The organism is Faecalibacterium sp. (assembly GCF_052358865.1).
GTDB lineage: Bacteria > Bacillota > Clostridia > Oscillospirales > Ruminococcaceae > Faecalibacterium > Faecalibacterium butyricigenerans.
In genome coordinates, this window is sequence record NZ_DAWCVJ010000026.1 from 17,635 (window position 1) to 31,778 (window position 14,144).

General features: G+C 51.3%; 14 protein-coding genes. All 14 read right to left on the minus strand.

Features of this window, described 5'->3' with window-relative positions; all coding sequences use genetic code 11:
• Positions 1-8 precede the first annotated feature (8 nt).
• Positions 9-2,057 carry a DNA topoisomerase III gene (topB, locus tag ACT8X9_RS06120; protein WP_444268442.1) on the minus strand — a complete coding sequence of 683 codons (2,049 nt, stop codon included), beginning with the start codon at positions 2,055-2,057 and terminating at the stop codon, positions 9-11.
• 70 nt (positions 2,058-2,127) lie between these two features.
• Positions 2,128-2,763: a CD1107 family mobile element protein gene (locus ACT8X9_RS06125; protein WP_444268449.1), complete on the minus strand. Its 636-nt coding sequence runs from the start codon at positions 2,761-2,763 to the stop codon at positions 2,128-2,130.
• A complete protein-coding gene (locus ACT8X9_RS06130; RefSeq protein ID WP_055187021.1) occupies positions 2,756-3,028 on the minus strand; it encodes a DUF4315 family protein in 273 nt (90 codons plus the stop codon). Before ACT8X9_RS06130 ends, ACT8X9_RS06125 begins: the two co-directional genes overlap by 8 nt.
• A gap of 11 nt (positions 3,029-3,039) precedes the next feature.
• Positions 3,040-5,037, minus strand: coding sequence for a CD1108 family mobile element protein (locus ACT8X9_RS06135; protein WP_444268443.1), 1,998 nt, complete (start codon positions 5,035-5,037; stop codon positions 3,040-3,042).
• Positions 5,038-5,065: 28 nt separating this feature from the next.
• Positions 5,066-5,386, minus strand: coding sequence for a hypothetical protein (locus ACT8X9_RS06140; protein WP_444268444.1), 321 nt, complete (start codon positions 5,384-5,386; stop codon positions 5,066-5,068).
• Complete coding sequence (locus tag ACT8X9_RS06145) at positions 5,383-7,839, minus strand: VirB4-like conjugal transfer ATPase, CD1110 family (protein ID WP_444268445.1); 2,457 nt, start codon at positions 7,837-7,839, stop codon at positions 5,383-5,385. The genes ACT8X9_RS06140 and ACT8X9_RS06145 overlap by 4 nt, the downstream gene beginning before the upstream one ends.
• The gene (locus ACT8X9_RS06150; protein WP_444268446.1) at positions 7,775-8,143 is read right to left on the minus strand and encodes a PrgI family protein; all 369 of its coding nucleotides are present in this window, start codon (positions 8,141-8,143) and stop codon (positions 7,775-7,777) included. The genes ACT8X9_RS06145 and ACT8X9_RS06150 overlap by 65 nt, the downstream gene beginning before the upstream one ends.
• 78 nt (positions 8,144-8,221) lie before the next feature.
• The gene (locus tag ACT8X9_RS06155; protein WP_444268450.1) at positions 8,222-9,058 is read right to left on the minus strand and encodes a VirB6/TrbL-like conjugal transfer protein, CD1112 family; all 837 of its coding nucleotides are present in this window, start codon (positions 9,056-9,058) and stop codon (positions 8,222-8,224) included.
• Positions 9,059-9,123: 65 nt separating this feature from the next.
• A complete protein-coding gene (locus ACT8X9_RS06160; protein WP_444268451.1) occupies positions 9,124-9,339 on the minus strand; it encodes a Maff2 family protein in 216 nt (71 codons plus the stop codon).
• Positions 9,340-9,571: 232 nt separating this feature from the next.
• Positions 9,572-11,356 (minus strand): VirD4-like conjugal transfer protein, CD1115 family, encoded by a 1,785-nt coding sequence (locus tag ACT8X9_RS06165; RefSeq protein WP_444268452.1) that lies wholly within the window; start codon positions 11,354-11,356, stop codon positions 9,572-9,574.
• Positions 11,357-11,454: 98 nt separating this feature from the next.
• Positions 11,455-11,952, minus strand: a complete 498-nt coding sequence (locus tag ACT8X9_RS06170; RefSeq protein ID WP_444268447.1) for a PcfB family protein — start codon at positions 11,950-11,952, stop codon at positions 11,455-11,457.
• Between the two features lie 31 nt (positions 11,953-11,983).
• Complete coding sequence (locus ACT8X9_RS06175; protein WP_055185257.1) at positions 11,984-12,169, minus strand: hypothetical protein; 186 nt, start codon at positions 12,167-12,169, stop codon at positions 11,984-11,986.
• Between the two features lie 5 nt (positions 12,170-12,174).
• Complete coding sequence (locus tag ACT8X9_RS06180; RefSeq protein WP_444268453.1) at positions 12,175-12,780, minus strand: phage antirepressor KilAC domain-containing protein; 606 nt, start codon at positions 12,778-12,780, stop codon at positions 12,175-12,177.
• A gap of 70 nt (positions 12,781-12,850) precedes the next feature.
• Positions 12,851-13,732, minus strand: a complete 882-nt coding sequence (locus ACT8X9_RS06185) for a DUF6017 domain-containing protein (protein ID WP_444268448.1) — start codon at positions 13,730-13,732, stop codon at positions 12,851-12,853.
• Positions 13,733-14,144 lie beyond the last annotated feature (412 nt).

Consider the following 14,144-nt stretch of genomic DNA (forward strand, 5'->3'; position numbering starts at 1 on the left):
AACCTCCTTTACGTTTTCATTTTCATCGGTGTTTTGGGAAATTCCAGACTGTACTGTGCGCGGCCCTCTTCGACGCGCATCACAAGGTCAGCGGCGAATGTCTTATCTTTTTTCGCGGAATAAAAGTCTTTTACATGGGTGCGGCCTTTCTTCAAAAGGTCTACCGCCATCTTCTTGTCCAGCGTCTTTCTCATGTTGGACAAGTATCTGCTTTCTTTCCAGAGGGCAAATTTGCAGCTGCGGTCTGCACAACAAAAGCTGAGTTTACTTTCATGTACAGGGTTTCCGCAGACCGGGCAGCTTCCTACGCTTACCTTATTATGATTGGGAGCTGCCGCGACGGTAGGAATCTGCCGGAGGTCAGCCAACATCTTATCGAGCAATCCGTGGATGCCCTGCATAAAATCATAGGGCTTGATCTCGCCGCGCTCCATCCGCAGCAGGTCATTTTCCCATTCGGCTGTCATACTGGCAGATTTCAGGTAGTCCGGGATATTGCGGATCGCGGCCACACCGTCCTCCGTGGGAATCATCTGCTTGCCTTTACGCTGCACATAGCCGGCGGATACCAGCTTTTCCAGAATCGCAGCGCGCGTTGCAGGGGTTCCCAGACCTTTCTTCTCCGTGTCCTTTTCAAATTCCTTGTTGCCTGCGGTTTCCATGGCCGACAGCAGGGTATCTTCGGTGTAGACTTTCGGCGGTGAAGTAAAGCCCTGCTTTTTCTCTGCCCGTACCACCGGAATAACCATCCCCTGTTCCAGATCGTTCGGAAGTGACGCATCCTTGTTCTTCTCCGGCTCCACAAGCGGAACAGGTTTTGCCGTATAGCCGGGCTGCAGAACATCCTTATATTTTGCCGTGAAGTTCCTGCCCTGGCAGCACACTGTTACCAGCACATCCTCATAGATGAACGACGGCTGCACAGCCTGCACCAGTTTCCAGATGATAAGCGAAAGAATCTTCTGTTTGGTTTCGGGCAGCTTTGCCTTATTACACTTTGCACCCTGCATCGTCGGCAGGATCGCATGATGGTCTGTGACCTTGCTGTTGTTGATAACGCAGCTTACGTCTGCCGCCGCGCCATCTAAGGCCAGTACCAGAGATTCCACCGTCTTGCGCATATCCTCGGTCACGAACTGGCTGTCCGTTCTGGGATACGTCACCAGCTTTTCTTCATACAGTTCCTGTGCCGCCTGCAAGGTCTGGCTGGCGGTCAGACCGTAATAGCGGTTTGCTTCTCGCTGCAAAGTTGTCAGGTCATACAGCTTCGGGGGCTTCTTTTCTACCCTCTTTCGCTCGATGCTGCCGACCACCGCGCACTGCCCGTCACAGGCAGCCCGCATGGTATCGGCATCCTGCTCCTGCGCCATCTGTTCCGATACTGCGACCATGCCCCCACCGGACAGTTCCACTTTATAATAGGGTTCCTTTACAAAGTTCTGGATTTTGGTCTGCCGTTCGGTCAGCATCGCCAGCGTCGGGGTCTGCACACGGCCAATGGTCTGTTTTCTGCCGTACTTTTTCGTAAAAGCACGAGTTCCGTTCATGCCGATCAGCCAGTCCGCTTTTGCCCTGCACTCGGACGCTGCAAACAGGTTATCATAGGCCGCGCCATCTCTCAGGTTCTCAAAGCCCTGCTGGATAGCGGCATCCTCCATGCTGCTGATCCACAGCCGCTTGATGGGGAGTTTGCTTCCGGCAAGAGCATACATACGGCGGAAAATCGCTTCGCCCTCGCGCCCTGCGTCGCAGGCGTTCACCACATAATCAAATTTCTTGCTGCGGAGCAGTTTGCGCAGGACATTGAACTGCGGCTTCTTTGTATTGTGTACCAGCAGTTTCCACTCGACAGGGAGAATCGGCAAATCCTCAAAACGCCAGTTTTCATAGCGTTCATCGTAGTGTTCCGGAGCTGCATACTCTGCCAGATGCCCCAGACACCAGCTGACCACGCAATCCCCACCCTCCAGATACCCGTCCTCCTGTCGGTATGCACCGATCACCTTTGCAATGGATTTCGATACACTCGGTTTTTCTGCAATCACCAGATATTTCAAAGATTTCTCCTTTCCTATGAAAAAAGCAGGGATAGCCTTTCGACTACCCCTGCCCCCTTATCTCACGGTTTTACTCCTGCTGGATGTCCTCGTTCACAGTCGCAAGGCTCTGGTCGGTTTCCAGATTTTCACTCTGCGGCGTTTCTTCTTTCGGCTTCGGTTTATAAATGTAGAAGTAGAAGAAAGCACCTGCACCGCCCAGTGCCGCCACGAATACCAGCAGCAGAATCTTATTCATGCCACCGCTCGATTCCTCTTCCGGTTCTTCGATTTCTACATCCGGGGTAGGTTCGGGTTTGGTTTCGGGCAGGACTACCGCAGGCGTTCCTTCTTCCTGCTTGCCGTTCCGCTCTTCATCGTCCAGAAACTCCTGCAAATCGTACTCGTCGATCATCGAGAGCATATAGACGTTCTCACTGTTCCGCGCCCGGTCAATCACCAGAAAGAACGTGTTGCCGCCCTTGGTCTTTACTGTGAAGAACTCCTTGCTGGGGTCATCTACGATGTTGTCCTCCACCTCGCCGTTGCCTGCGATGGTGAACGGGATCTTTTCTTCCTCCGTTGGCTCGGCTTCCTCGATCACCTGCACAGGTTCCTCTGCCACCTCGGTGGTATCCACATAGGCAAAGGCCGGAGTCGAAAAGCCCACCGCCATCAGCAGGGTCAGAATTGTGCTGGGGATAACAACTCCCAGCCGTTTAAGCATCTTTTTCAATCGCTTCCTCCGTTTCTGCTTCCTCCGAAGCGTTGTTTACAGCGGTCAGGAACGTCACGTTGCCCGCCTGAATGTTGTCCAGCAGAGCCAGCAGTTCGCGCCCGCCCATCTTGGTGCTGCGGATGGCACGGATGATCTCGCTGTCCTCTTCCTTTTTCTGTGCTGCCCGGATGGTTCTCAGCCGTTCTTCCAGTTCCGCGATCTGCTGTTCCGTCTTTTCGGCTTCATCCAGATATTTCTGTAATTTTTTGCCCATCGGCCCTCCTTTCAGTTGATGCGGCCAAAGCCTAAAAAGTGGCTTTGCCAGTAGGTCGAATTGATGCTGGTATAGGAAATGGGGTCGCCGCAGTGGATCATCATGCCATTGCCGACGTAGATTCCAACGTGCGACGCGCCAACGGTGTTATAGGTTTTCTCAAAGAAGATCAAGTCACCAGGCTGTGCATCCGCAGGAGAAACATAACTGCACTTTCCGCGCAGACCGTTGGCTGTTGTACGCCCAACGCTCCACCCATTGCCGCTGTTATTGATGACCCAGCAAACGAAGCCGGAGCAGTCAAAACTGGTGCTTGGGGAACTTCCGCCCCACACATACGGCATACCAAGATACTTTTCGGCTTCCTCAATCATCCTTGCGAACTTTTCATCCGAAAGGGCTTCCGATGGAATATCATACTTGAAACCACCGCCGGAGCCACCAGCACCGCCTGTGCCGATACTGCCCGTTGTGCCGCCGCTGTATGTCGGGGAGCCTGCACCGAACAGTTCCGGGCGGTTGCCATAGGTCAGGTTATAGGCATCGTATCGCCCAGTCTGCTTCCGGTTCATATTCTTCCGCGCGATGGTGTCAAAGCCCTTGTTTTTCAGCAGGACATTGAGGATTTTGTACTCATACTCCACTTCTTCCTGATAGGTATAGGTTTCCATGCTGACGTTTCCAAAAGCGTCAATCGTTGGCCGAACCCCTACTCTGGTTTCCATGCGAGTGCGAATCTCAATCGTTTCCCACACTTTCAGGAGATACTGCTGCTTGAACAGTTCCTTGATAACAGGCTTGACCTGTCCTCTGGTGAACTGCTCATAAACTGCCGTCAAATGAGAAATCAGCTGATACGGGTCATGGCCGATCTCGTCCAGCTGATAGCGGTATTCATCATAGCCCGGATGTGTGGATTCCATCTGCCGAATCTGTTTATCCAGTTCCTTTTCCAGTTCCAGATAATCCTCTTCCGCGCCTTTCATGTCGGCATCCTTGCTGGGATATGTCGTTCCCACAAAGGTACTACCCGTTCCCTGAATTGCTGCACCGCAGCTTGAAAAGGCTCCCAGCATGACCATCACCAGCAGGATACCCACTCCAATACTGACCCACAGGGTTTTATTCTGCGCGACGATCTCCTGCACCGCCGCCTTCGCTTTTTCCGTAATGGTGTTGGTTGCCGCTGCTGCCTGCTTGCTGGCGGCAGTTCCGGCTTTCTGGCCGCGCTTGGCGGCTGCATAAGCATCCTTATACTGCTTTTTCTGGTAAAACTTCGCACCGACTGTTTTTGATTCACCTCCTGCGGCAGTCGGCGGTGGCTGGGGCTGTTTCTTTTTCAGCGACGGTTCTGCTGCATTTTCTGCAGTGCCGTCCTCGCCCTCGGTGAATTTTAGGCGGCTGGATTTCTGATTCTCCCCACCTCTTTTCTCCGCTCTGGCGGATGTCTCTTTCGGCTTTTTCCGGCCTTTGACAAAGTGGTGCAGGCGTTCGGCGGCTTCTTCCGACTTATGAGCAGCTTCCACGCCGGAGTTGTCCTTTTCTACCTGATGTACTTTCTGATGGGCAAATCCGGTGGCGGTATCCACTCCTTTCTTGGCCACCTTCTTAACGCCCATCCCCATGCCACGGACGATGCCGCCCTTTTCATCTTCAAAAGAAAGTCGGCCTTTCTTGGTCTGCGGCTCTGCATCCGATTCCGCAGGCGCATCCTTCGGCTTCCCATCCTCCTGATGGGCTTTATAATAGTCTGCGCTCTGCTTGGCGGTACTGTGATGCCGGGGTGTTTCCTCCTTTCCATCCTCGGCATCCATACAGATTTCTTCGTCCATGACAGGTTCTTCGTCTGTTTCCTTTTCCGCAGTTTCTTTTGCCGAATCTTCCTGCCCCGGCTTTTCTTCTGCGGTTGCGGACTTCCGCTCCCCGGTGCGGAGGTTTTCATCTACCAGACCATCCTTGGTCATTTTCTGAACGATTTTATCTCTGCCTCGGAATTTTTTATCTGCCATCGGGTTCACCCTCTTCCTGCCGGAACTGTCATGCAAGCAGAGCCGCATGGGTTTCCCACTTATCAAGCACCTGCTCCAGCTTCCGGGCAAAGGCGATCAGACGGGCATTCACTTCCTTACGGTCAAGATAACCGTGGGCTTCCATGTGAAAGCCGTCAGTCAGTTCATCGGCCAGTGTGCCAACCGCATAGAAATCTTCCAGCACCGTATGCACTACCGATTCTTCATCGTGGAAGTTGAGCGGCTCCACCTCACCAAAGGGCGGGCCGGAATCGCTTTCGTGCGGCTCCATGTCAGAGTGATGATGAATCTTGCGGCTCAGTCGGTCAAAAACATTCGATGTGTTCATGCTTCTTTTTTCTCCTTATATTTTCCCATCTCATTGGGCTTGGTGGTCATCAGGCCATACAGTTTCAGCGATGTATCGAACTTATCCTTGAACGGGATAATCGTGTTGCCGTAGAACAGCAGCCCCTCGCCCTCGTTGCTGTTCGTCACATACGACAGCTGGAACGGCGAAATATTCAACTGCTTGGCAAGGATTTGCCGGTCGCCGGATGCCTGGTTGAGCATATAAATGAAATCGCTGTTCTCGAAGATGTTTTCGATTTCTCGGCTGGCCAGCAAATCCTTGATGTTCTGCGTAATTCCTGTCGGTATACCGCCCCATTTTCGGAACCGCTTCCAGATTTCGACGCTGTATGCTGCGGTCTGTTCCTCTTTCAGCAGGAGGTGGAACTCGTCTATATAGTACCGGGTGTTCTTTTTGCTGTTGCGGTTGATGGTGACACGGTTCCAGACCTGATCCTGGACGATGAGCATACCCAGTTTTTTCAGCTGTTTGCCCAACTCTTTGATATCGAAACAGATAATTCTGTTATCCAGTTCCACATTCGTCTGGTGGTTGAACACTCGCAGCGAACCATTGACGTAGATTTCCAACGCTGTGGCGATACGCTGCGCCTGCCGCTCTTTCTGCTCCCGCAGGCAGTCGTACAGATCACCAAGCGTCGGCATATTCTCTGGCTTCGGGTCATTCAGATACTTCTGATAGACCAGCGGCAGGCAGCGGTCTATAACCGACTTTTCTTCTGGCTCCATGCCATCCCGTGCGCCCATGATAAGTTCGCACAGGGAAAGAATAAAGTCCGATTTCATGCCCAGCGGGTTATCATCGTCCGCATAGTTCAGATTGATGTCCATCGGGTTGATGTAGTCCTTACTGGTGGACGAGATATGGATAACCTGACCGCCCAACGCTTCCACCAGCGGATAATACTCTCCCTCCGGGTCTGCAACGATAATATCGTCTGTTGTGGTGAAGAACACGTTGGTGATCTCACGCTTTGCACTGAACGACTTACCGCTTCCCGGTGTGCCGAGGATCAAACCATTGGGGTTTTTGAGCTGCTTGCGGTCTGCCATAATCATGTTGTTGGATACTGCGTTCAGACCATAATAGAGGGAATCGCCCTCCATAAAAAGCTCCTGCGTGGTGAAGGGAACGAAGATGGCGGTGGAAGTGGTGGTCAGTGCGCGCTTGATGGGAACAAGGTTATTTGCCAGCGGCAGGCTGCTCATAAGGCCCTGTTCCTGCAAATAATCCAGACGGTTCAGAGTGCAGTTGAACTTCTGAGCGATACCAGCAGTCTGAAACACAGCACTATCCAACTCATGTTTGGTCTTGGCTGTATTGAGGAAAAGCACCGTAACAAGGAACATACGCTCATTGCGGCTCTGCAGATCATCCAGAATCTTCTTGGCCTCGCCGCCATAAGTTGCAAGGTCACTCGGAATAATTTCCATATCATAACCAGACCTCACAGCTTTCTTCTGTTCCTCAATTTTCATACGGTCCAGGTCGGTAATTTTTCCCTTAATCAGTTTGATAGCTTTCAGCTGATCTACCGACTGCACATGAATGCTGACCACCAGATTTTTGTCCATGTCCAGAAATTCGGCCAGCACCTTATCCGTCAGTTCCGGGGCAAGGATGTTCAGATAGGATGCAGCACCATAGGTATCGCCCATCATAAAATCCTTGCCACTCTTGAACAGAAAACTGGTCGGCGCAATGAAATCCTTGGTGGTCATGCCGCTCTGCAGGATGCGATCATAACTGAAATCGAACTTCTGCTGTTCTTCCTGATGAAAGGTTTCGTACATAATCTGAAGGCGTTCCACGCCGTTCAGCGGGTAGGCTTTCACGCCCAGCACCTTGAAATTATTGAGAATATCGGTTTCAATACGCTCTAACCGGGGCTTTGCTTCCCGGACACTCTTTGCTTCGATGCTAAACGTGATGTACTTCGTGCGAACCAGACCGTTATTGCCCTTGGCAAGCTGTTGTTTCAACATCTGCGCATATTCCATACGCACATCGTCAAACGCATCGTGCTGCGGCTCGATCTGGATTACCTTGTTGTACTCGCTCATATCGCTCTTGTGGTTGATGAACGACAACTGAAAGCGGATGCTGGCATCGAAGTAGTTGAGGAAGTCGCACCAGCTTTCAAAGATGGTGTTCTTATCCTCGTTCTGTGCCAGCTGGTAGTTAATGTCGTAGAATCGGACAGTTTTGGAGTACAGATGTTCCTCCACTCGGCAAATACCGTCGCGCCCCATTTCCAGATATGGAATGGAACGCTGCACGGTCAACCGCTGTTCCTTCTGGTTCTTTTCGGGTTTACGAAAGAACTTCTGGAAGAAGCCGCCCGGCTGCGGTTTCTTCTTCGGTTCACTTTTTACCAAGAATGCCTCCTTTCTTCTGGATCGGTGCTGCGGTTTCCAGTTCCCGCTCATACAGGTTTTCAATCTCATAGCGGCGTACCGCAGGACGTTTGAATCGGACGCTGATGAAATTCGTCAGGATGGTTTCAAGGTGCATCCCGTTTTTCTCGTACAGCGCAAAGAAAAACTCCGGCAGCATCAGAAGCACCATGCCTGCCGCTGCATTGCTGGTTCCCAGCGTATCGCGCATAAGAAAATAGAACGGAACGCCAATGCCTGCTGCAAACCCCATACACACTAGCTGGCGTTTCGTCAGGTTCAGAAAGACCTTGTTCTTCACTTTGGAAAGGTCTTTGGGAATCGTTACATAGGCCATTTATCACCAGAACAGCCAGACCGCCGCCGGGAAACGGCGTTGTCTGCTGTCTTTTCCTTTCGTTGGATTTTCCCGGATTTAGTGACTGCCGAAGATCTGTTTGGACAGACTTCCCGTTTTGAGCAGCGAGAAGCAAAGAATCACCGTGTAGGCCATCGTGCCGAACAATGCCGAGTGAATATCCGAAGATACCCGGATGCTGCCGATGAGGGCTGCATAGATCGCCACGCAGACCATCATCAAGAACGCCTGAAATGCCAGCGCGAACAGCCCTCGGAAGTAGTTTGTACCCACATGGCCCCATTCACGGTTACTCATGGTTGCAAACGGAATCGGAGCAAGCGAAGTGTAGAGGTATATTTCTATCATTCTGCCGTACATAATTACCGTGATCACCACCGACAGAATTTTCAGACACCAGCTTACAACAAGGGTTTCCAATGCCAGCGTCACCAGTTCGCCAATCGCCATTGTTGCCATTGCCGCCTGCATCTGCCTGGAAAGAGAACTAATATCAATGGCGGTATTGCCACGGATAATGCCGGAGGAAGAATTTACCACCGACTGTCCAATGTCAAATACCGCCATTGCAATATCGAACGTATGGCTGACGAGGTAGACCGCGATCCACATCTTCACGAAATACTTGAAGAACATCCATGTGTCTACATCGTGCAGATTGTTCCGCTCCGTCAGCATCGAGATCAGTTCGTAGCAGAGGATCAGCGTAATGATGATTCCTGCAATGGGGATCACCACCGAATCCGAAATGTTGCGGATCATGCTGAAAATACTGCTGTTCCACCCTTGCGGTGTCTGCCCGACCTGAGCAGCGATCTCACTGGTCTGTTGGTTGACCGCCGTGAACATCGTACTCAGGTTGGACTCCACCATGCCGGAAAGAAGTTCCCTCATCCATTTTTCGATTGCTGCGAAAATATTATCGAACAATGGCGAGTTTTCCTCCTATCGCTTGTTGATTAGCCGAACAGACCGGAGAGCAGCGGGATCAACTGGGTGCCGATGAGGATGACACCGCCGCCGGACATGAGCTGCTTCATGCCCTGCGACTTTGCGCCAGGGTTGTCGTTTCCGTACCCTTCCATGAGGTTCACAACGCCCCAAGCGCCAAGGCCCGCGCCGATGGCAACAACGAGAGTCTGCAGAACGGTAATAGCCTGATTGAAGAATTCCATAGTGTTGTTTCGCCAGATTGCAGCATTGATAAAAAACACGATTCCAAAAGAAAAACAGGCTTGCACATCTTCGGTGCTGCCTGCTTCCTGCAATTCTGGCTTCTCCTTTCATTTTCATAAAAATCAGCCTTTTGGAATCGCAAAATGTAGAGATCAGTCGGACAAGTCACCTGCCATGGGGTCTGCCCGAACAGGTGGGCGGGTGTATTTACTTCGGATAATGTCCTCCTTCCTATGCTGTGCTTTCTTCGGACACATCCACCTCGTAGCAATCAAATTCTTCATCCATCCGCAGCCTAAGTTCGTGCTTCAGATAGCGTTCCACATCAAAAGCGTTCTTCTTATCAAAATCTGAAAGCTCCTTGTACCGCTTATGCTTGGTAATGTCGAATTTGTCGCTCAGGAATGGCCTGACTCCGCGCAGCTGCAGGATACACTTGCTGCCATCCATGACAGAAAGTTCGTCCCGGCTCATAAGTTCCTTGCCAGTCTTTTGGTAGGTTGTACCAAAGGAAGGGCTTTGTCCGCGCGTGTCGGAAGTGTTATATAGGTCGATGGTTTCTTTCCCCAGAGTTTCAGAAATCTCTTTGAGTGTCGAGCTTTCTTTGCCGCCGAGGAACAGCATGGTGTCGCAGTTGCCGATGATGGTTTCTGCAGCATCCTTGTAGATGGTTTTCAGCTGGCTCTGCGACTGCAAGATGATGGATGCCGAAATCTCACGGCTGCGGATGGTGGCGATCAGCTTATCAAACTTCGGGATCAGCCCGATGTTCGCAAACTCATCGAGCAGCAGTCGCACATGATACTTTAACTGCCCTCCACATTGATCGTCCGCACGGTCACAAAGCAGATTGAAAAGCTGGGTGTACATAATGGACACCACGAAATTGAACGTATCGTCCGTATCGGAAATAATAACGAACAAGGCCGTGCGGCGATCCCCAAGCAAATCCAGTTCCATTTCATCGTAGGCCATAAGGTCACGCAGCTCCGCAATATCAAATGGGGCCAGCCTTGCGCCGCAGGAAATGAGGATGGATTTTGCGGTTTTACCTGCCGCCAGTTTGTACTTCTTGTACTGGCGAACTGCAAAATGTTCCGGCTTCTTCTGTTCCAGTTCCTCAAAAAGCTCATCCACAGGATTCTTAAATTCTTCGTCATCCTCACGGGCTTCGCTTGCGTTGATGAACTCCAGCAGCGTGGAGAAGTTCTGTTCTTCCTCTGGGGCCTCATACCAGATGTAGCCAATCAGTGCGCAGTAGAGCAGGCGTTCGGCCTTGACCCAGAAATCCTCGCCGGATTTTTCACCATCCCCCTTTGTGTTGGCGATGATGGTATTGACCAGTTTCAGAATATCCTTTTCGCTGCGGATGTAATGGAACGGATTGTATCGCATGGACTTTTTGAAGTTGATGGTGTTCAGGACTTTGATTTTATACCCGGCATCCGAGAGCATCTTTCCGCACTCGATAATGATCGTACCCTTGGGATCGGTCAGGACATAGCTGACCTTTTCGGGCATCTGCATTAGGTTCGGCTTAACGTAAAATCGTGTCTTGCCACTGCCGCTGCCGCCGATCACAATGACGTTTTTATTGCGGGCGTACTTCGGATGCTTTGGTCTACCACTCATCATCAGCCGTTCGGTCTGTGTGAGGATGACGTTGTTCTCGAATACCGGGTCAATAAAAGGTTCGATGTCCTTCTGGTTGCCCCACCGGGCAGAGCCATATTCCTCGCCTTGCCGATACTTCTTCGCGTTCTTCCCTTTGAAGTAGATAACGGCTTTCAGCACCGCTGCACCTACCAGACCCACCATCAGGTCGAACGGGTGAAAACTGGGCAAGGCACTTTTGTAGGCCAGGCCAAAGTTCATAAAAAGAACCATCAGCCTGTCCACCACGGAATCGCCATTGCAATGACGGTAGAGCCATGCGGCTTTCTCCACCATGTAAAAGGCGATGATGTACGGAAAATTCAGCAGGATCAGCTTTTTCATATCTGCTGTCTGCGCCATCCGGCTGACCACTGCAGCCAGTTTTTTGCCCCATGCCGTCCCGCCCGTCTGGTTGGACGGTGCTTTGCGCGGCAGACGGGCAGGTTTTTTCAGATTCTTCATCGTGTCGGTTCCTGCTCCCTCTTCTTTTCTTTCTTAAGCTGACGGTGATTGGAAAGTTCCTCTTTCACCTTTTCCAGCTTCTGACGCACCGATTCACGCTTCTGCTTTTTCAGCGTTTCACTGGTGTATTCCTTAAAGGCGGCGGTCATAACATCCACGTCCTTGGCCTTGAAGAAGACCAGATATTCGCTTTTTCCCTCCTGTTCCACCTTTTTCAGACTATAATCAATACCATACTTCTGGGCTACCCGGTCGAAGGATTTGATATTATTGTCCGTAACCACGATGTTCGTGATCTGCGCGCCGCTCTTTTGCAGACTCTTAATGCTTTGCCGACCTGTTTTCTTACATTGGCTTTTTTCTCCTTTCGCCTGCTGTTTCTTCTTGTCCATCTCTGCCAGCAGCTTTATCAGGGCCGCTTTCAAAATCTGTGCCGTGATTTTTCCTCCTTTGATGCACAGCGAGATGGTTTTCTCGTTGACTTCTTCCTGCACGGTTGCTCACCTCCCATCTATCGCCGCTGCATCAGGGGCGGACTGCCCCGGCTGCAGGCGGTGCGGTATCGCCCAGCACCGAGCGGAACTTCTTGCGGCACTGGTGCAGCAGATAGCCGCACTCCCATTTGTGGCGGCAGTGCTTGCAGGGATGGCCGCTGTCCGTTCCCGGACGCTGGCGCATCATGCGTTCAAACGGGTTATCCGTGAAATTCATAGGCTTCAACCTCCCTGTTCAGCCAGCGGCAGCACCCCGCGCCGCTTCAACGTATGATAAAGGAACTTCCGGCCTTTCTGCGTCCATGCCGTGTGCAGCTTTTCCGCCTCGGAACCATCGCTGCGCTGGAGTCGGAACGTCAGGCTGGACGTATAGCCCTTCCCGTGGTGTTCCGAATACAGCACCCACTGGCCGTTGACCCGGTACTGGATGCCGTGCAGATGCAGCAACCGATTGAACACCTTGGCTCCGCAGCCGTACTCTTTGGCGATCTGCGTAGTCGTAACCAGCGAATCTGAATCGCTCAACTGTGTTTCGTAGCTGCTCCGGCGCGGCGGCTTCTTATGCAGCAGGCCAAGCAGTGTGTCCCAGTCAAACGGCTGCGGATGGTACGCCGCACCGACTGCCGTATGGTGCAGTTTGCAAAGCTTCTTTGCCATGTTCTGCGTAATACGATAGTCTTTCACATACCGCTGGACCGTACGTCCGCCCTCATCCTGGAGCCGAACACGGGGCATATACTCGTAGTCTCGGCCCTCGATGAACCCATACTGGCACATACGCGGGAACCACTTGCGGAAATCGCTGCGAATATGCATCTGGTCATGCAGATCACGCGCTCACAGCGTAGAGGGCAGCGTGTCCATACTCATGAATACGATGTTCATGGGGTTGTCCTCCTTAATTTTTATCTACCCTGCCGCCCCACCCCATATCATGCCGAACCTGTGCGGAATAATAGCTATCCACGGTCACGGGAGCATTGTAGAGCGTTGCCAGCAGGTATTGCTTGATGTTCCGAATCTGTGTGCTGTTTTCTTTTAAGCACTCCAATATGTACTGGATATGCGAGGAATCCAGCTTCATCAGGCGGCTTTTCACCACCTTCTTCGGCTTTTCCTCCCCGCAAATGCGCAGGAACCTCTTTCTGCTGGTGACGGTTTCCACCAGTAGTTCCAGAATCTCATGCAGAACCGCTTTATCTGCCGGATAGCCCTGTTCCAGAATTTCTAATTCAAGAGCTTCCTTGAAATAGCGGCGGTACTGTTCTTCTTCCTGCAGTTCAGCCGGATAGATAAGATCAGTCTCACTATTATCTGTCTTATTTATCTTCTCAGTATTACTTCCGTTTGATTTTGGAACTCCCGGAAGTTCGTTTTTCAAACTGCCGGAAGTATGATTTTCATACTTCCAGTAGTTCGATTGTGAAAGCCCCGCATAAAGGTCTTTCACATACAGCAGATTGGGTTTGCACAAGCCCTGCCTGCGCCGCTCGATAAGCTGAAACTCATGTTCCAGTTCATCCAGCAGCTTGACCGCCTTTTGTCTGGCACAATGGATAGAGTCCATGACTTCTTCTATCGTACAGATGATATAGGCGTTGCCGTGCTTATCCTGCCAGCCGTTCTTGATAGAAAGGCTCATGCGATCGAGCAGCACAGCATACAGCAGCTTGGCATCCCCGGACATCTTCTGGAATAAATCAGCCTTGACCAGTGCCTTCGGCACACGGTAAAAGCTGTATCGGTCTGCTTCCAGACCTTTGAAATACGGGTACTCCATGTAAATTCATCCCCCCTGTCGGATTGGATTTGCACTATTGGAAATAACAGTACATTCCTACGGCGGAACACGCTTTCATGCTCCGCCGCAGTGTATCTGCTGTTATTTGAGCTTTGCCATTCTACCCCAGCCCGTTCCTGCCCCATATTTCAGCGGCGTTTTCTCTGGTAAGACGCGCAGGATGCACATTCAGTGCCAGAAGTATCTCTCTGGGATGGCTTATTCAGTTGTCAAAGAGCTTTTGTGAGAGGTTTCTTTTGTGTACCCCTTACACTAATAGGAATCCGCAGGGCCTTTTTGGAATACAATTTTCAAAAAAATTTTAGAAATTTTTGATTTTTTCTCCAGGTCATCAGTTTTTGACGTAAAATCGAAAGTTTCATTTTAAAGTATTTCGAGATTTTTCATTGAG